The sequence below is a fragment of the Cupriavidus alkaliphilus genome (assembly GCF_014191175.1).
Lineage (GTDB): Bacteria > Pseudomonadota > Gammaproteobacteria > Burkholderiales > Burkholderiaceae > Cupriavidus > Cupriavidus alkaliphilus.
Genome location: NZ_JACHWE010000002.1, coordinates 551,758 through 568,975, shown reverse-complemented (window position 1 = coordinate 568,975; position 17,218 = coordinate 551,758). Strand labels below are relative to the sequence as shown.

General features: G+C 68.3%; 14 protein-coding genes. 5 read left to right on the top strand and 9 right to left on the bottom strand.

What is annotated here, in order from left to right:
- Nucleotides 1-2: 2 nt before the first annotated feature.
- Nucleotides 3-1,526, bottom strand: coding sequence for a Fic family protein (locus FHX60_RS09050; protein WP_183283129.1), 1,524 nt, complete (start codon nt 1,524-1,526; stop codon nt 3-5).
- Nucleotides 1,527-2,570: 1,044 nt separating this feature from the next.
- Here FHX60_RS09050 and oxlT point away from each other — a divergent pair.
- The 3 genes from oxlT to FHX60_RS09035 all read left to right on the top strand — a co-directional run bounded on the left by oxlT (nt 2,571) and on the right by FHX60_RS09035 (nt 5,716).
- Nucleotides 2,571-3,893 carry an oxalate/formate MFS antiporter gene (gene oxlT, locus FHX60_RS09045; RefSeq protein WP_112776660.1) on the top strand — a complete coding sequence of 441 codons (1,323 nt, stop codon included), beginning with the start codon at nt 2,571-2,573 and terminating at the stop codon, nt 3,891-3,893.
- A 156-nt stretch (nt 3,894-4,049) separates the two neighbouring features.
- On the top strand, nt 4,050-4,877 hold the full coding sequence (locus FHX60_RS09040) for a helix-turn-helix domain-containing protein (RefSeq protein ID WP_311728373.1): 828 nt from the start codon (nt 4,050-4,052) through the stop codon (nt 4,875-4,877).
- Between the two features lie 92 nt (nt 4,878-4,969).
- On the top strand, nt 4,970-5,716 hold the full coding sequence (locus FHX60_RS09035) for a dienelactone hydrolase family protein (protein WP_183283128.1): 747 nt from the start codon (nt 4,970-4,972) through the stop codon (nt 5,714-5,716).
- A 33-nt stretch (nt 5,717-5,749) separates the two neighbouring features.
- Here FHX60_RS09035 and FHX60_RS09030 read toward each other — a convergent pair whose 3' ends face one another.
- On the bottom strand, nt 5,750-6,301 hold the full coding sequence (locus FHX60_RS09030) for an RNA polymerase factor sigma-70 (RefSeq protein WP_092315933.1): 552 nt from the start codon (nt 6,299-6,301) through the stop codon (nt 5,750-5,752).
- A gap of 249 nt (nt 6,302-6,550) precedes the next feature.
- Here FHX60_RS09030 and FHX60_RS09025 point away from each other — a divergent pair, with 249 nt between their 5' ends.
- On the top strand, nt 6,551-7,309 hold the full coding sequence (locus FHX60_RS09025) for a 4'-phosphopantetheinyl transferase family protein (protein WP_183283127.1): 759 nt from the start codon (nt 6,551-6,553) through the stop codon (nt 7,307-7,309).
- Here FHX60_RS09025 and FHX60_RS09020 read toward each other — a convergent pair.
- The 4 genes from FHX60_RS09020 to FHX60_RS09005 all read right to left on the bottom strand — a co-directional run bounded on the left by FHX60_RS09020 (nt 7,273) and on the right by FHX60_RS09005 (nt 12,452).
- Nucleotides 7,273-8,631, bottom strand: coding sequence for a lysine N(6)-hydroxylase/L-ornithine N(5)-oxygenase family protein (locus FHX60_RS09020; protein WP_183283126.1), 1,359 nt, complete (start codon nt 8,629-8,631; stop codon nt 7,273-7,275). The two genes, FHX60_RS09025 and FHX60_RS09020, sit on opposite strands and share 37 nt — an antisense overlap.
- A complete protein-coding gene (locus FHX60_RS09015; RefSeq protein ID WP_183283125.1) occupies nt 8,628-9,698 on the bottom strand; it encodes a GNAT family N-acetyltransferase in 1,071 nt (356 codons plus the stop codon). The genes FHX60_RS09020 and FHX60_RS09015 overlap by 4 nt, the downstream gene beginning before the upstream one ends.
- 61 nt (nt 9,699-9,759) lie before the next feature.
- Nucleotides 9,760-10,785, bottom strand: a complete 1,026-nt coding sequence (locus FHX60_RS09010) for an alpha/beta hydrolase (RefSeq protein ID WP_183283124.1) — start codon at nt 10,783-10,785, stop codon at nt 9,760-9,762.
- Between the two features lie 26 nt (nt 10,786-10,811).
- Nucleotides 10,812-12,452, bottom strand: coding sequence for a cyclic peptide export ABC transporter (locus tag FHX60_RS09005; protein WP_183283123.1), 1,641 nt, complete (start codon nt 12,450-12,452; stop codon nt 10,812-10,814).
- Between the two features lie 364 nt (nt 12,453-12,816).
- On the opposite strand from FHX60_RS09005, the gene fhuF reads away from it, so the two are divergent.
- Nucleotides 12,817-13,608: a siderophore-iron reductase FhuF gene (gene fhuF, locus FHX60_RS09000; protein WP_183283122.1), complete on the top strand. Its 792-nt coding sequence runs from the start codon at nt 12,817-12,819 to the stop codon at nt 13,606-13,608.
- On the opposite strand, the gene FHX60_RS08995 is transcribed toward fhuF, so the two are convergent.
- The 3 genes from FHX60_RS08995 to FHX60_RS08985 form a co-directional block, all read right to left on the bottom strand.
- The gene (locus tag FHX60_RS08995; RefSeq protein WP_112776669.1) at nt 13,550-13,744 is read right to left on the bottom strand and encodes a hypothetical protein; all 195 of its coding nucleotides are present in this window, start codon (nt 13,742-13,744) and stop codon (nt 13,550-13,552) included. The two genes, fhuF and FHX60_RS08995, sit on opposite strands and share 59 nt — an antisense overlap.
- A complete protein-coding gene (locus FHX60_RS08990; protein WP_116602485.1) occupies nt 13,741-14,901 on the bottom strand; it encodes a PepSY-associated TM helix domain-containing protein in 1,161 nt (386 codons plus the stop codon). The genes FHX60_RS08995 and FHX60_RS08990 overlap by 4 nt, the downstream gene beginning before the upstream one ends.
- Before the next feature lie 96 nt (nt 14,902-14,997).
- On the bottom strand, nt 14,998-17,127 hold the full coding sequence (locus FHX60_RS08985) for a TonB-dependent siderophore receptor (protein WP_260163802.1): 2,130 nt from the start codon (nt 17,125-17,127) through the stop codon (nt 14,998-15,000).
- Nucleotides 17,128-17,218 lie beyond the last annotated feature (91 nt).

Genomic DNA, 17,218 nt, shown 5'->3' with positions numbered 1-17,218 from the left:
CTTCAGTTGCTGCCGTGGCGCTCCAGGTATTCGGCAAACTCGTCGCGCACCACCGTTTCGATGCGCGCCAGCTCGGCGTCGGTGATGTCCTCGAACAGCTTGCGCTTGCGCCGCGACAGCTCGCCGTGGTTCTGCACGATCAGGTCGACCAGGTTCGACAGCCGCGACTGGCGCAGGTCCAGCCAGCTTTCGAGCCGGGTCACGCTGGCGTCGTACGCGCGCAGGTACTGGATTTCCTGCGCCAGGTCCTGCTCGACGCATTGCTCGATGCACTCGAACACGAATTCGCACAGCGCGGTGGCGTCGAACGAGGCATAGAGCCAGTAGGGCTGCGGCGACTTGATCAGGATGGTGTCGCTGTCCGCATCCAGCGCGTAGTTGAGCAGTGCGGTACGCGGCGCGGAATAGGCCTTCAGCAAGCCGGCGTAGACGTCGAGCTGCTTGAGCATGCGCGCCGACACCGGCAGCACCACGCCCTCGGGCGTGACGCCGGCCTGGCGCAGCAGATGGTGGATCAGGAAACGATGCAGGCGGCCGTTGCCGTCATAGAACGGGTGCGCAAAGACAAAGCCGAACGACACGCACGCCGCTACCACGATCGGGTTTGCCGCGTGGGATTCGACCAGCCCCGCGACCGCGGCAATGCCGTCCATCATCGCCCCCAGCTGGGCGGGCGGCGGCGGAATATAGTCGGCGATATTGCGCAGCCGCCCGCCGCGCGACAGCCAGTTCTGCTGGTCGCGAAAGCTGTATTCGGCGCGCAGGCCCGAGATGATCTCGTTCTGCCATTCGCACAGCTGGGATTCGGTCAGCGGCGCGCGCTGGCCGGCATATTCCAGCAGCCGCCGGAATTTGGCGACGCGCTGGTTATCGGGAATCTCATGCTCGATCGAATAGGTCGAGCGGGTTTCGGCCAGGTAGAGATAGTCCACCGCGCGCGCCAGCAACTCCGGCTCCAGGTGCCGGATGGCACTGCCCACACGGCCGGGCAGGTCGGCGGCGATCCAGCGCGCCAGCTTCTCGGTACGGCGCACCACCGGGCAGAATGCCGCCGGCCCGAGGTGATTGTTCTGGATCCCGAACTGCAGGTCCGGCGTTGACGGGCCGGTCACGTATTCCGCCTCGTCCAGCGCCAGCACCCGCGGCGCACCGGCCGGCAGCTTGTAATCGAACTGCGCCCCGGCCAGCCATTTGGCATAGAAGGCGCTCAGCCGGGCATAGCGCGAGGTCGGCGTGGCCGCCAGCCAGGCGCGCACGTCCTGCACCGCCTGCGGCTGCTCGAACAGCGCCGCCAGCACGGTCAGGTCGAGCTGTTCCTTCTTCAGCGCAAAGGTGAGGTGGTCCACCGTGGTGTCGCCGCCGCGGTAGCGGTTGCGGGGGTAGACCGTGCGCGTGGTGCCATCGGGGCCGGTATGCGTGCTGAGCACGCCGGTCTTGTCGCCAAGCGCGGAGGTGCAGCGCAAGGGCGGCACGCGCAGGCGGAACTGGCGGATCAGGGCGTCGTAGCCTAGTGGTGCATGAGCCATGCGGAGCTTGGTGAAACGTAAGGCAGATGCCTGCGGAGCTTACCATAGCTTCTACCGGACTTACCAAAACATCTACTCTACGCTGAATTTTTATCAATTCATCTATGAGGCCGGCGCGCAGCGGGGCGGACCTGCCGGCCGGCGGGCCGGCTTTTACCAGGCGCTCTACTGCGCTTGCCGTTTTGTCTATTCCAGGCGCTGGCGATGACGCTTTCGTCTACATCGGGCAGCCAGCGCCGCGCTCACCCCGGGTTTTTTAAACGCCGGTTGAAAATGACAGGCTTGTCATAATCGAGGCGGCTTTCCATATAATCGGCGGCGCGGTCGAAAGACTTGCTCAGGGTTTTCTCTGAGTTTGCCCATTAATCGGCGTAAAATCCATTTGCGGTATTTGACCGATGCCATTTATCGCCTATAACTGCAACTACATGTTGCGGCCGATGTCACGCACCATGCCTCAGCCCGCCAGGTTCGCCTGCGGGCATTTTTTTATGTCGGCGCGAGATTAATCGGGGGCATTTAGCCGGAATCTGCGCGGGTGGCGGCGGATTATCATGACAAACTTGTCATCATGGCGCGGCCATCATCATGACAATGTTGTAATGATAATGCGCGGTTGTGGCCGCGGCCGATTCAGAAGAAATACTCATCGATGCCGGAGCTTGCGCTGGGCTTCCGCGCCAGCAAAGGGATTGCGGCCATCAGCCGGTACCACGGCCAGGTTTTGCATACAGCTTCTGATGCGATTTTGTCGTGAATATCCGGCGTCCAGCCATGACGGGCATTAATTCAGTGAAAACCCTGCCCCGGCTTTCGCTTGACTTCGTTGATATATCACATACTGTGTATCCCATCGCCGCTCCTAAGTTTGAGAGAGAGGTGAGGGCGGAGACCTCAGGTCGCGTCGTGATAAGAGGCAAACAAATGCCAATGACATTAGGAGACATGAAATGCCAGCAGCCATCCCTAAGCTGAGGCGCAGCGCGACCGTATATTCCTCCGCCCTGTCGCGAGTTAATGGCCAATCTAATCAAGGAGCGCGCAATGAGTAATCCATCGGCAATGGGGATGGGCGTCAATCACCAAGTCCCGGAAGGCACACGCTGGATCCAGCTGATCGTGGGGGTGGTCTGCATGATCGCCACCGCCAACATCCAGTATGCATGGACCCTGTTCGTCCCGGAGATCCAGGACACCTACGGCTGGTCCCGCGCCAGCATCCAGATCGCGTTTACCGTGTTCGTGCTGGTGCAGACCTGGCTGGCGCCGATCGAAGGCTACTTTATCGACAAGTTCGGGCCACGCATGATGGTGGCGTTCGGCGCAGTGTTCATCGGCGCCGCCTGGTGCATCAATTCGCAGGCGACCACGCTGATGGGCTTCTACGTCGGCGCGGCGGTGGGCGGTCTGGGCGTGGGCTCGATCTACGCCACCTGCATCAACAACGCCCTCAAGTGGTTCCCGGACCGCCGCGGGCTGGCCGTGGGCCTGACCGCCGGCGGCTATGGCGCGGGTTCGGCGGCGACCATCCTGCCGATCGCGGCGATGATCGAGTCGCAGGGCTTCCAGCACACCTTCCTGTTCTTCGGCCTGCTGCAGGGCTCGCTCGCCTTCGTCGCGGCCTGGTTCCTGCGTTCGCCCAAGGCGCATGAAGTGAAGGCGTCGAAGAAGCTGGTCCAGGCCACGCGCGACTACACGCTCAAGGAAGCGCTGTGCACCAAGCTGTTCTGGCTGATGCTGGTCATGTTCGTGCTGGTCGTCACCGGCGGCATGATGGCCGTGGCGCAGCTGGGCGTGATCGCCAAGGATCTCGGCGTCAAGGAATTCAAGGTCGACCTGCACTTCTTCGTGATGGCCGCGCTGCCGCTGGCGCTGATGCTTGACCGGATCATGAACGGGATCTCGCGTCCGCTGTTCGGCTGGATCTCGGACAACATCGGCCGCGAAAAGACCATGGTGATCGCCTTCACGCTGGAAGGGCTGGGCATCATCGCGCTGGGCTACTTCGGCAGCAACCCGTACGCGTTCCTGATCCTGTCCGGGGTGGTATTCCTGGCCTGGGGCGAGGTCTACTCGCTGTTCTCGGCGCTCGCCGGCGATGCCTTCGGCACCAAGCACATCGGCAAGATCTACGGCGTGCTCTACACCGCCAAGGGCATCGGCGCACTGTTCGTGCCGATCGGCAACCTGATGATGGAAGCGACCGGCACCTGGTCCACCGTGCTCTACACGGTGGCCGCGATGGACCTGACCGCGGCCTTCCTGGCGATCATGGTGCTGCGGCCGGTGCTGAAGAGCCACGTCGCGACAGCCAGGAGCCTGTACTCCAAGGAGACGGCGGCAGCCGGCACGCAAGTACCGGCCTGAGTGGAGCGGACACGGCGCATACGCCAGGCACCCGGGCGTTTCGCCACGGAACGGGCGGGCTTCTTCGGAAGCCCGCTTTTTTTGTTGGACCGGAAGATCCCACCCGGGCCGGGCGCCCTGTGATAAACGTACGCCTGTGCCAACCCATCCCGCCCCGTGCGCGACGCCACCATGTTCCAGGTGCATGCTCCCTGCCCATCCCTGACGCCCTATGTCGACGGCTACTGGTTCGTGCAGGACCTGGAAGGTGCCTACGCCGGCAGCGATATCACCACCTGTCCGTACCCGGGCGCGGTGCTGTCGGTCAACTTCGGGCGTCCGAACGCGATGGTGGGCGGCCCCACCGTGCCGGCGGTGTCGCTGCTGGGGTTCCAGTCGGCCTGCCGGCGCTGGCAGTCGTGGTCCGATACGTATTTCGTCATGGCCATGCTGAGCGGCGCCGGGCTGGCGCGGCTGTTTCCCGGGATCGGGCCCGACTGCAGGGACCAGTTGCTGAACCTCGCGGACTACCTGGGCGACCAGGCCAGCCACGCGCTCAGCGCCGACCTGAGCGCCGCCTGGATGCCGGCGCGGATCGTTGCCCGGCTGGATGCCTGGCTGCTGCGGCGGCTGTCCGCGCTGCGGGAACCGGCGGCGCTGCCGTCGATGCGCGCGGCGCACGCGCTGTTGCGCCAGGGCCGGCAGGTACAGGAAGTCGCCAGCCTGATGGCGGTCAGCCGGCGCCAGCTGAATCGCTGGTTCGAGCAGCAGCTGGGGCTGGGCCCAAAGCAGCTGATGGAGCTGGAGCGCCTGCAGCACAGCATCCAGGCGGTGCAGTGCGGCGCGGGCGATGCGCTGCACGGCTACAGCGACCAGGCCCACCAGATCCGCGCATGGCGCCGCCGCGTGGCGCAGACGCCGGGCGCGTATGCGCGCAGCGGGCAGTCGCCGCTGGCGGCGTCTTTCGGGCAGCGCCCGGCCGGCGCGCCCGCGTTCTACCTCTGACTGGCGCGCCGCCGGCGCACGCCACCACGTCCCAAACGTTCAATACAGCGTTCCCGCGCGGCCGCATGCTGGCGGCCTGAACGGAGGGAACCATGAACGCTGCAAGCCTGCCGCCGGAGCGCGGCTTTATCTCCTACACGGATGGCACCACGGTTTTCGAGGGCTACGTCGCCAGGCCAGCCGGTTTGGCAGCGTCACGCACGCCGTGCGTGGTGCTGGCTCATGAGTGGAGCGGTCTTAACGCGGCGATGCGTCGCTGCGCCGATCGCTTCGCGGCACTGGGCTATCCCTGCTTTGCCGCCGACGTGTACGGCAAGGGCGTGCGCGGCGACGAGCAGGGCGACAACGCGCACCTGATGAACCCGCTGATGGCCGACCGCCGCCTGCTGCGCCGGCGGCTGCTGGCCGGGTTTGAAGCGGCCACGCGGTTGCCCGGCGTGGACCCCAAGCGCATGGCCGCGGTGGGCTACTGCTTCGGCGGCCTGTGCGCGCTGGACCTGGCACGCGCCGCGGCGCCCGGCCTGGTGGCCGCGGTCAGCTTCCACGGCGTGTTGCAGCCGCCGCGCATCGGCACGCAAGGTCCGGTCGACGCCAGCGTGCTGCTGCTGCACGGCTGGGAAGACCCCGTGGCGCCGCCCGCGGATGTGCTCGGCATCGCAACGGAGCTGACCCAGGCCGGGGCCGACTGGCAGTTGCATGCCTATGGCCATGCGCGGCATGCGTTTACGTTCGAGGGCGCCAACTTCCCGGAGCGCGGCATTGTCTATGATGCCGTGGCCGACCGGCGCTCGTGGGCGGCGTGCGCGGCGTTCCTGGCGGAGCGGTTCGCGGCGGCGTAGCGGCGGCGTCGCGGCAGGACCAGCGCGGCACGCTCAGATCGCTTGTTGCCGGGTCAGCCTGGCGCGGCAATGGATGCAGGCGTCGCGCACCATGAAGTTCACCAGCGTCGGCGAAACCCCCAGCTCCGACGCGATTTCCTTCTGCGTCATGCCCTGCAGCCGGCACATCTCGAAGGCGCGCTGGGTGCGCTCGGGCAGTTCCGCCAGCGCGCCGGCCAGCGCGCACAGCGCCTGGCGGTCCATCGCGATAATGTCGGGCGTGGTGGTTGGCGATGGCGCGTTGATGCCTTCGTCTTCGGGCGCCATCCATTTCTGCTCGAGTGTCTGCCGGCGGTAGGTGTCGATGGCGAGGTTGCGCACCACCTGGAACAGGTAGCTGAGCCGGCAGCGGATCGACGGCTCGTCGGCCATGCCGCGCAGCCGCAGGAAGGCGTCCTGGACCACGTCCTCGGCCTGGTCGCGGGTGCCCACGATGCGCGCCGCGGCACCGACCAGCGCGCGCCGATTGGCTACGAATAGTCCGAGCAGGGAATCGCCTGCCAGGAGGGGAGCGGCGTGTAGGCCTGGTTCGGTCAGGGAAAGCATGGGGGCGGCTCCTGGGGATTGCTGCAGTGCGGAGTTGTACGTTAATACGAATGCGAATGATTCGCAATTAATTAAAACGTAACACAGATGTTACCAAGATTGAAATTAATGGCACCGTTTCGGCATATGAGAGAAATTAAATTTCTCGACGGATGCTTCGTCTAGGGGCGGGCGCAGTGGGCGCCAGGCCGTTTCCGAGTCCCTTGGGGCTTCCCTAAATTTGGGTCGCCGCCATTCGTCAGGACACGGATGGACTGTCGAAACCTTCCCCATGCCGGCTTTCCGCGCCGCCTGCCGGCGCCGGTGCCGCAGCTGTCGCTATGGCAGGTGGACCTGGCCGACCCGGTGCATGCGGCGGCGATTGCGTCTGCCAGCTGCCTTGGCCCCACCGAGCAGGCGCACTGCGCCACGCTGCGGCAAGCCGCTGACCGCCGGCGCTTCACGGGCGCGCGCGTGGCCTTGCGTACCGTGCTGGCGCAGCGGCTGGAGTGCTTGCCGTCGACGCTGCGTTTCCGCACGGGCAGCCATGGCAAGCCCTATCTCGAGGGCATCGCGGCACCGGCGTTCAACCTTGCGCATGCGGGGGACTACGCGTGGATCGCGCTGGCGGAGGCAGGCGGGGAGGTCGGCGTCGACATCGAGCGGATCGACCCGGCCCTGGGTGTTGCGGCGATGCGCGAGCTGGCCGCGCACTGCCTGACGCCGCGCGAGCGCGCGTGGCTGGCGCTGTTGCCGGCCGACGCCTGGCCGCGTGCGTTCTTCCTGCTATGGACCGCCAAGGAGGCGCTGCTGAAGGCGCTGGGCCTGGGGATCGCCGACCACCTGCAGCATGTGTCGGTGGTGGCGGAGGGGCGGGGCGGCGCGGGCCGCCTCGCCGTGGTGCCGGAATCCGGTCAGTTCGCCGGCCAGCTCGCCGGGCATGCGGCGGCGCTGGCGCGGATGCGGTTGTACCGGCTTGCCGCTCCGGACGGCTACGCGGCGGCGATCGCCTGGGTGCCGCCGGCCTGAGCCGGCTGCGCCATCCAGCGGCGTTCGCCGGCGAGCGCATCGTAAATGTCGCCGGCGATCTCCTCGGCGCGCGCGGGCAGCACCGACAGCAGCGTGTCGCTGAGGCCATGGCTGCTCTGGCAGAAGCCCTGCAGGTACACCGGCACCGCCAGCTCCGGCGTGGCCTGCACGCGGTAGTTGCGGTCCACGCTGAAGTCGCCCAGGTAGCGCGCCAGCGGCGCCAGCAGCCGGCGATGGCTTTCGCGCTCGTAGCCGGTGGCCAGCACCACCGCATCGTAGCGGCGCGTGTCGGTGTCGGCCGGCGCGCCCGGCGCGGTGGCGGCGATGGCCAGCTCGATGCCGCTGGCGCTGCATTGCGCGCTTTGCACCGCCTTGCAGGTCAGCAGGTTGACGCGGAACTGCCCGCACACCTTCTGCCGGTACAGCATGGCGTAGATCTGGTCGATCAGGTTGGCGTCGATGACCGAGTAGTTGGTGTTCAGGTATTCGTCGATCAGCCGGTCGCGGCCCGCCTGCGCCTGCTCGAACACCACATCGGTGTAGGCCGGCGCAAAGATCTCGTTGACGAAGGGGCTGTCGTCGGCCGGTTTCAGCGCCGCGCCGCGGATGATCCAGTCCACCTTCACCGAAGGATAGTTGTCGTGCAGGTCGATAAAGGCCTCGGCGGCGCTCTGGCCGGCGCCGATCACCGCGATGCGCATGGGTTTGCCGCCGGCGCAGGGCTGCGTGCCGATCCAGTTCAGGTAGCCGCTGTGGTGGGTCAGGCGCGGGTCGCCGCGCAGACCGGCAAACGCCTCCGGAATGCGCGGGGTGCCGCCGGTCGACAGCACGATGGCGCGCGCCAGTCGCGTGCGCTCGCGGCCCTGCGCATCGACCGACACCACCCGCACGCGTCCGATGCGCCCGCCCTGGGCTTCCGGCTCGATCCGCGCCACTTCCTCGCCGTGGCTGCATTGCGCGGCAAAGTGGCTGGCCGCCCAGCGCAGGTAGTCGTTGTACTCCATGCGGCTGGGGTAGAAGGTGCGCAGGTTGATGAAATCGACCAGGCGCCCGTGGCGGTGCAGGTAGTTGATGAAGCTGTACGGACTGGTCGGGTTGCGCATCGACACCAGGTCCTTCAGGAACGAGATCTGCATCTCGCTCTGGGCCACCAGGGTATTGCCGTGCCACTGGTAGTCCTGTTGCTTCTCGATGAAGTGGGCGTCGAGCGGGCGGCCGGCCGTGGCCTGCTCCTGCAGCGCGATCGCCAGGGCCAGGTTGGACGGCCCGAAGCCGATGCCGATCAGGTCGTGGGCGGCCGGGGGAGTCTCGCGTAGCGTCATGGGTTCGGTCCTTGCTGAGCAGTCGAAGAAGAGGCCAGGGAGGGAAGCAGCAGGTGTTCGCCAAAGAAGCGCTCGCGCAGCAGCATCACCAGCATGGCGCGCTTGTGCGGGAAGTCGAACTCCTTGACCTTGGAAAAGCCGGCCTTGTCGAGGTTGGCGATCTGGCGCACATGGTCGGCGCGCGGCTCGCCCACGATGCGCTGGGTGCGCGGATCGTCGAGGAACTGGTAGTGCTGGATCGCGGGGAACCACGCGGTCAGGAAGGCCTTGCCGCGGAACGCCGGCTCGCCGATCAGCACATGCCAGCCACGGTCGTGGTCGTGCGCGTCGTAGAACGGCGCGATGCGGTTCTCCTTGGCCCAGTACACCTCGAAGTAGCCGAACGGCGCGTCGTCGAATGCGGCGATCAGCGGCAGCATGTGCGGGTCGTCGAGCAGCCCCTGCAGGTAGGCGCGATGTTTGGCCTCGTCGCCTTCCTCGTTCCAGAAGTACGCCACGTCGGGGTCGTTCATCCAGCGGTGCAGCAGCGGCAGGTCGCGCTCGAGCTCGGCGGCGCGCAGCGTCAGGGTCTGGTCCAGCCACGGGATATGGCGCGCGTAGACCACGCCGTGCGGCTTGGGCGCGCGCTGCGGATGGCGCTTGCCGTCGGTCAGCGCATAGCGCAGCGGATACGGCCCGGCCGATGGCGCAAGGTAAAGCTCGGGGCGTTGCCACAGCAGTTCGGCATGGGCCACGCTGCCGCGCGCGCCGGACGCATCGCGCCCCAGCACGCCAAGTGCATGCAGCCGTTGCCCGGCGTCGCGGGACTCGAGCTGGACGCGCAGCGTGCGCGGCGCGCCATGCGCGAACGCGGCGTCCAGCGCCGCCATCGCGGCATGCGCCAGCGCGGCGGCATCGGCCTCGGTCTCGAGCAGCCGCAGGGTGTCGCCGTGCAGCGCGAAGCGGACCGGCGCGGCGGCGGCTTGCGTGACGGTAAGCTGTGCGCCGTCGAAGCGGCTTTCGCAGCGCAGCGCGGGGTCTGCGGCGAAGGAAACGTGGCGAGGGAAGGGAGAGAGCGTAGTCGGCATCGAAGTCCTGTGCAGGCGAAGCGATGGTTGCGGGCGGCGCGCCTGGCGCTGCCCGCCATGCCTATCGAGACGAGGCAGCGGAGGCCGAATTTAGGTGCGCCGCAAGCGGCTGCACCCGGCCCGGCACGCAGGCAAACGCCTGCGCCAGCGCCGCGGCGATGTCCTCGTGCGCCTGCGCGGCATCGGCAACGATATTGCCCATGCGCAGGAACTCGTGGACCATGCCCGCATACTCGCGCACCGTCACCGGCACGCCGGCATCGGCCAGCTTGCGGGCATAGGCGTGGCCCTCGTCGCGCAGCGGATCGCATTCGGCCAGCACCAGCAGGGCCGGCGCCACGCCGCGATGATCGGGCGCCAGCAGCGGCGCGAAGCGCCAGTCGCCACGGTCGCCGGCATCGCGCAGGTACTGGCGGTAGAACCATTCGATGGTGTCCGTATCCAGCAGGTAGCCCTGACCGTAGCGCCGGTGCGAAGCGGTGTCGGTGTGTCCGCCCAGTCCCGCGTAGCACAGCACTTGCAGGCAAGGCTGCGGCAGCGCGGGATCGTCGCGCGCGGCCAGCGCCAGCACCGCGCTGAGCGTGCCGCCGGCGCTGTCGCCGCCCACGGCAATCCGCTCCGGATCCAGCCCCAGCGTGGCCGCGTGCGCGCCCAGCCATGCCAGCGCGTCGATGGCGTCGTGGGCCGCGGTCGGGAAGCGGTGCTCCGGTGCCAGCCGGTACGCCACCGACAGCACCGCGCAGGGCGTGCGCGACGCCAGCGCGCTGCACAGCGCGGCATGCGAGTCCAGGCTGCCCACGGTGAAGCCGCCGCTGTGGAAATGCAGCAGCACCGGCAGCGCCGGCACGTCGCCGTGCGCGCGCGGCGCATAGAGGCGGGCATCGAGGCGCTGGCCGTCGCGGGCAGGGATCAGCAGCGCTTCGACCCGCGCCAGCGGCTCGGGCGGCAGGTCCAGCGCGGCCGAGGCCGCGTCGAATTCGCGCCGCGCCTGCGCCGGCGTGAGCTGGTGGATGACCGGACGCTTGCCGGTGGCGGTGGCGATTTCCACCATGTCGAGCAGCGCTTCGAGATCGGGATGCAGTGCCATGATCGGTACCGATGGGGAAGAAGGGGTCAGGCGGCGGAGGCTTGCGGCACCGGCTTGGCGGCGGGCGGCGCGGCGTCGCCGGCAATCTGCCCGTTCTCGATCCTGACCACGCGGTCGGCCAGGCCGAAATAGCGGTCGTCGTGCGAGATCACCAGCACCGCCTTGCCCTGCGCGCGCAGTTCCGGCAGCACCTCGCGATAGAAGATGTCCTTGAACAGCGGATCCTGGTCGGCGGCCCATTCGTCGAGGATCAGCACCGGCCGGCGCTCCAGGCAGGCAACGATCAGCGCCAGCCGCTTGCGCTGGCCCTGCGACAGTGCCTGCGTGGTAAAGCGGCCCGCGCGCACGCTGACCTTGTGGCCGAGCTGGAAGCGCTCGATCAGGCGGTTGGCCAGGGCCTGGTCCTGCGGGTCGTGCGCCAGCAGCGTGTCGAACAGGTGGAAGTCCGAGAACACCGCCGAGAACAGCGCCCGGTAGTCGGCCAGCCGCGCCGGGTCGGCCGCCTTGCCGTTATGGAGCAGGCGGCCCGACAGCGGCGGGTACAGCCCCGCGACCAGCTTGGCCAGCGTGGTCTTGCCGCTGCCGTTGCCACCCACCAGGAACACGATCTCGCCGGCGCGCAGCACCAGGTCGACCGGCCCGAGCGCAAAGAAGCTGTTTTCGCCCTCGTGGAAGTAGCGATGGCTGGCGCCGTCGAGTGCAACCGACGAGAACGGCGCGGCAGGCGCCGCGCCCGGCGGCGCCTCGGGATCGGCGTCGGCACCGAGCGCCTCGATGCGCGCGTAGGCGACGCGGCCCATGCTCAGCGCCGGCAGCGCGTTCAGCAGCGATTCGAGCGGCGACATGATGTACAGGAACATGATGGTGAACCCTGTCATCACCGCCGGATCGAGCGGCGTCGCGCGCGGCACGAACAGCACGCCGCCGATGACCGCGAAGAACAGGAAGCTGCCGAACCCCAGCGCCACGAAGAAGATCGACAGGCCGCGCGTGCGCGCCGCGCGCACCGCTTCGAGCGTGGCGCCGAGGCTGTCGCGCAGGAAGCCGCGCTGCTTGTCGTGGTTGAGCTTGAGCTCGCGCGCGCCGGCCACCAGCGCCTTGAACTGGCCGTGCAGCGTGTCCTGGGCGACGCCGGCCTGCTTCAGGTGCACCAGCGCGCGGCGGTGGTTCAGGTGATAGATCCACGAACCCACGCCCAGGATCGCGCAGGCAATGGCGAAGGTCGGCAAGGACAGCCAGGCCAGGTAGCCCAGGCAGCCCAGCACCACCATGGCGTTGGTCAGCACCACGGGGATCACCGACAGGCCGTTGGCGACATGGGTGCTGTCGTCCGCCAGCGCCGCCTGCACGCGGGCATTGCCGGTCTGCTCGATATGCGGATAGGGCGCGCCGATAAAGCGTTCGCAGATCTGTGCGCGGATGCGCGCCAGCGCGCTCTGGCTGACGCGCACGAACAGCGTCGACGCCAGCGTGCGGCACGCCAGCACCGCGATGGCCAGCGCCGCGAACGGCAGCGCCAGTTGTGGCGCCGCGGCGCCCTGCGTGGCCAGCACGCGGTTGATCAGCGCCACCATGCCGACCGCGCACAGGCCGGCGGCCAGGCTGGCCGCGGCGGCCAGGACGATGGTAAGGCGCAGCGTGCGCGGCAGGGAGGCAAATAGCGTCATGCGGGCTTGGCGGGAGGGTCGTTACTGAGCGGATGACGTGCGGGCGCCGGGAAAAATTACGGTCGTCGCCGAATTGCGGGGTGATGCAGGGACGCACAAATTGATGCGGCTGACTTCGTGGATACGCCGGCCCTCACCCCCGCCCCTCTCCCGCACGCGGGAGAGGGGAGAAAACAGGCGGGAGGGAAAAGTCCAAAAGAGTAAGTCGCCGGCTGCGCCGGCGAAACAGCCACGCCCGCCAAGCGCGACCAACAATCCAACCGCAATACCAAACAGCCCGCCGCGCCCTAATTTCCGGGCCAGGCCATCCGTCATCCGTGAAGCACCGCCCCCATATGGCGCGTGCGTCCGCACCAGGAACCCGATGATCGCCTTGCTTGCGCCATTTTTCGCCGGCCCCCTGCGCCCGTTCGGCGAGCGCCTGACCATTGCCACGCAGTCAGCGCAGCCCTCGGCCAGCGCCGCGGCACTGGACCGCAGCTGGGCGGATGCCTGCCTCGCCAGCCTCGCTCAGGCGCTGGGCTGCAACGACCGGCGCGCGCTGGCGGCGGCATGGTTCCGTGACTACACGCTGGCTGTGCTGCCCGGCGCGCTGGTGGCAGCAACGCTGCATCGGCGCCGCCTGCCGTTCGATCATCCGGCGCTGGGATGGCAAGTCGCGGCCGATGGCCGTCTCGCCCGCCTGGTGCTGCCTGACGACGGCACGCCGGCCGCGGCGACGCTACCGCGCTTGCTGTCGCCATTGCTCGCGCGACACCTGCCGCACGTGGTGGCGGCATTCGCTGTCGCCGCGCGCGTATCGCCACGGCTGCTCTGGTGTACCGGTGGCGTTGCCGCCGCCGGCATCGCGCGTCAGCTGGCCGCCCATCCAGGTGTTGCGGCGGCGCAGAAGGAGGAAGTGCTGGCGTGGAGCGGCAATGCCGTGTCCGCCGACGGCTTCGGCAATCCGTTCCACGGCGCCTTCCGTCCGGGCGCCGAGCCCTGGCTGCCCGGCGTGGCGGCGGTGCGGCGCATCTGCTGCCTGAACCACCGCCTGCCCGGCGAAGGGTATTGCGGCACGTGCCCGCTGGTGGCGGATGCGCGGGCACGCGCGCGGCTCAGCGGCGCGCAGACGGCTCCCGCCCGCGCCACTGCCGCCACAGCCAGCCCGCGGTGACCGCCACCGGCACGCCCAGCCCGACCCAGCACAACGCATCCCACGCGCCGTCGCCAAAAATGCCGGCCGCGAGCCCACCCAGCGACAGCGCGCCCAGCAGCACCGGCATCGGCCAGGTATCGTCGATCAGTTTCATGCCTGGTCTCCCGACAGTTGCGGCGGCAACGGTGCGCGCGCCTCCTCGCGGCTGCGGCGCGGCCGCTTGAGCCAGAAGATCAGTCCGGTCACGGTGGCCCCCGCCGTGATCACGGTCAGCAGCGCCCACAGGATCTGCAGCGGCCTGCCGGCGTAGTCGCCAAAATGGAACGGCGCCGACAGCAGCAGCACCTGCAGATACCACGGCATGCCGCGCACCGCGGCGACGCTGCCGTCGCCGGCGTCGACCAGCACGATCGCATAGACCCGCTTCTGCAGCTCGGTATGGCCGCGCAGCACCACGCCATAGTGGCGGCCGGTGGAGAACTCGGTGCCGGGGTAGAACACGAAGGCCGGATCCTTGCCCGGCACGGCCTGGTGGGCGGCTTCCAGCGCGCGGTCGACCGGCACCAGCCTGGGCGGCGTCGGGCCGGGCAGGGTGGCGATCAGGTGCTGCAGCTCGGTCTTCTGCCACAGCCCGATGATCAGCGGCGAAAACGACAGGAAGGTGCCGGTCAGACCGACCACCAGCGCCCACACCATTACCACGATGCCGAACAGGTTGTGCAGGTCCGCCTGCACCACGCGCACCGGCTTGCCGAAACGCACCAGCCCGAAGGCCAGCTTGCGCATGAAGGGCCCGTATAGCACCAGGCCGCTGACCAGGCTGAGCGCGAACAGCACGCCGATAAAGCCGATGAAGAACTGCCCGGGCAGGCCCAGGAACAGGTTCAGGTGCAGCTTGAGGATAAAGCCGCTGACGGTTTCGCCGGCCGGGCCGGGCTTGCGCGGCGCGCCGGTGGCGGCATCGAACTGCACCGTGGTGCCGTGGCGCAGCTTGGGCTCGCCGGGCGGGCCGACGCGCACGCCGACGGCATCGGCGTCATCCTCGGCGAAGGCGATCGACTTGGGCGCCTGGCCCGCATGGGCGGCGCGCGCCGCGTCGACCATGCCCTGCAGCGGCGGGCGCTGCGCCGGCACGGGCAGGGTGCGTTCAGCGGACACCAGGCCGTGGTGTTCCTGGCCGGCGAGCGCGTCGATGTCCTCGTGGAAGATCAGCAACAGGCCGGTGAGGCAAAGCACCAGCAGGTTCAGGGTGCAGAGCAGGCTGGTCCAGCGGTGGATCGCGTACCAGAAGCGTAGCGTGGGGGCTTTCATGTGATGGGACTCCTGCAAGGCCGCGGCCCCCCACCCGGGTTGCGGGTGCGGGGCCGTGCCTGCCGCCAGGGGTTGGCATGCCGGGCCATGCCCGGCTTACCAGCGGTACGTCACCGTGCCGATGATGGTGCGGCGGCGCCCGTAGTAGCAGTTGGTGGCGCTGTCGCATGCGGCGACGTAGGTCTTGTCGAACAGGTTGTTGACGTTCAGCCGCAGCGTGTAGTGCCGGGCAAACGAATAGCTCGCGGCCAGGTCCACCAGCGTGAAGCCCGGCACCTCGGTCACGTTGGTCTGGTCGTAGGTCTTGCTGACGTAGCGCACGCCGCCACCCAGCCAGACCCCGGCGAGGAAGCCGCCGGACAGGCGGTAGTCGGCCCACAGCGAGGCCATGTGGCGCGGCACGTATTGCGGCGTCTTGCCGGCGTTGGGCGCGTTCGGGCCGGCCTTCGTGACCTCGGCGTCGGTGTACGTGTACGACGCCAGGATGTTGAAGTTGGGCGTGACCGACCACGTGCCTTCCAGCTCCACGCCGCGCGAGCGCACTTCACCCAGCTGCGACGAGAAGCCGCTGACCGGCGAGGTGGTCAGCACGTTGGCCTGGGTCAGGTCGAACAGCGACAGCTGGGCGAAACTGCGGCTGCCGGTCGGCTGCCACTTCAGGCCGGCCTCGTACTGCTTGCCGGTGGTGGGCTGCGGCGTGCCGCCGCCGAACAGCGGCACCGCCGTGGCCGGCTCGAACGACGTCGAGTAGCTGACGTAGGGCGAGAGGCCGTAGGGCCCTTCCCACAGCAGGCCGGCGCGGCCGGTGAACTTGCCGTCGTCGCTGCCGGTGCGGGTGACCGCGTTGGTCGCGAGGGCGCGCGTGTCGGTGCTGACCTTGGCCTTGTCGTACCGCCCGGCCAGCTGCAGCACGAAGCGGTCGGAGATCCGCACCATGTCCTGCAGATAGAAGCCGATCTGGCTGCGCGTGGTGTCCTCGTCGGTCTGGTAGTTCGGCGCGACGAAATTGCCGTAGACCGGGTTGAAGATATTCAGCGGCGGCTGGGCGGCCGGCGTGTTGCCGGTCAGGCCGCGCAGACGGTTGAAGGTCGAGCGCGAGTAGTCGATGCCGGTCAGGATGGTATGGTCGAAGATGCCATGCCTGACCTTGACCTGCGCCTGGTTGTCGACCGTGAACAGGTCGAACGACTCGTTCGAGCGCAAGCCGATGCGCCGCAGCAGGTAGGGGCCGTTGGGCGGATTCGCCACCAGCCCGCCGTTGCCGCCGATGTTCTCGTAGCTGACGTACATGTGGCCGTAGCGCAGGTTCTGGCGCAGCGTCACGGTATCGTTCAGGCGATGCGAGAACTCATAGCCGGCCAGGTACTGCTCGCGCTTGAAGCGGTCGAAGCCGGGCTCGCCGGTGAACAGGTCGGTCGGGATCTTCGAACCGTTGGCCAGCGGCGTGACCGTGCCCAGCGCCGGCAGGAAGTTGGCGCTGTTGCCGGCGTTGTCGTGGTAGATCTGCGCGTACGCCGTGAAGCTGGTGGCATCGGTGGGGCGCCAGGTGATCTGCGGCGCGATGAAGAAGCGGTCGTCGCCGGCCATGTCGGTCTGCGTGCCGCTGTCGCGCGCCAGCGCGGTCAGGCGGTACAGCACCTTGCCGTCCTTGTCGAGCGCGCCGGTGAAGTCGCCCGAGATCTCCTTGCGGTCATAGTTGCCGAAGCTGAGGTTGATCTCGTTGGCGGTCTCCGCCTGCGGCCGCTTGCTGATCTGGTTGATCAGGCCGCCAGGCGAGGTCTGTCCGTACAGCACCGACGACGGGCCGCGCACCACGTCGACGCGCTCCAGGCTGTACGGATCCAGTTCCCAGCCGCCGTAGCCGCCGGACGCCGGCAGTTTCAGGCCGTCCCAGTACTGGCTGTTCTGGGACACGGTGAAGCCGCGGATCATGTACGTGCTGCGCCGCGTATCGACGATCGGCTCGGTGCGCACGCCGGCGCTGTAGCGCAGCGCTTCCTCGACCCGCTGCACGCCCTGGGCGCGCATCTGGTCGGCGGTGATGACGCTGATCGACTGGGGCGTGTCCGCGATCGGCACATCGGACTTGGTGGCGGACACCGACTTCTTGTTCGCCGGCCCGTAGTTCTCCACGCTGTCGGCGCGCACGCTCACGGTCGGCAACTGCACCTCCGCGGTGGTGCCCGCCTGCGCCGGGCCGCGGTCTTGCGCCTGCGCGCACTGCATGGAGACCGCCAGCGCCAGCGCCGTCAGCGCAAATGGTTGAAGGCTTGGCCGGCCCTGGCTCGGGCGACCCGTGCTACCCCTGTGCATATTC

Coding starts and splice junctions, on each gene's coding strand:
- FHX60_RS09020 (WP_183283126.1), bottom strand. CDS start 8,631: ATGACGCTACGCGAGACTCCCCCGGCCGCCCACGACCTGATCGGCATC.
- FHX60_RS09025 (WP_183283127.1), top strand. CDS start 6,551: ATGGACTGTCGAAACCTTCCCCATGCCGGCTTTCCGCGCCGCCTGCCG.
- FHX60_RS08985 (WP_260163802.1), bottom strand. CDS start 17,127: ATGCAGTGCGCGCAGGCGCAAGACCGCGGCCCGGCGCAGGCGGGCACC.
- FHX60_RS09010 (WP_183283124.1), bottom strand. CDS start 10,785: ATGGCACTGCATCCCGATCTCGAAGCGCTGCTCGACATGGTGGAAATC.
- fhuF (WP_183283122.1), top strand. CDS start 12,817: ATGATCGCCTTGCTTGCGCCATTTTTCGCCGGCCCCCTGCGCCCGTTC.
- FHX60_RS08995 (WP_112776669.1), bottom strand. CDS start 13,744: ATGAAACTGATCGACGATACCTGGCCGATGCCGGTGCTGCTGGGCGCG.
- FHX60_RS09050 (WP_183283129.1), bottom strand. CDS start 1,526: ATGGCTCATGCACCACTAGGCTACGACGCCCTGATCCGCCAGTTCCGC.
- FHX60_RS08990 (WP_116602485.1), bottom strand. CDS start 14,901: ATGAAAGCCCCCACGCTACGCTTCTGGTACGCGATCCACCGCTGGACC.
- oxlT (WP_112776660.1), top strand. CDS start 2,571: ATGAGTAATCCATCGGCAATGGGGATGGGCGTCAATCACCAAGTCCCG.
- FHX60_RS09035 (WP_183283128.1), top strand. CDS start 4,970: ATGAACGCTGCAAGCCTGCCGCCGGAGCGCGGCTTTATCTCCTACACG.
- FHX60_RS09030 (WP_092315933.1), bottom strand. CDS start 6,301: ATGCTTTCCCTGACCGAACCAGGCCTACACGCCGCTCCCCTCCTGGCA.
- FHX60_RS09015 (WP_183283125.1), bottom strand. CDS start 9,698: ATGCCGACTACGCTCTCTCCCTTCCCTCGCCACGTTTCCTTCGCCGCA.
- FHX60_RS09005 (WP_183283123.1), bottom strand. CDS start 12,452: ATGACGCTATTTGCCTCCCTGCCGCGCACGCTGCGCCTTACCATCGTC.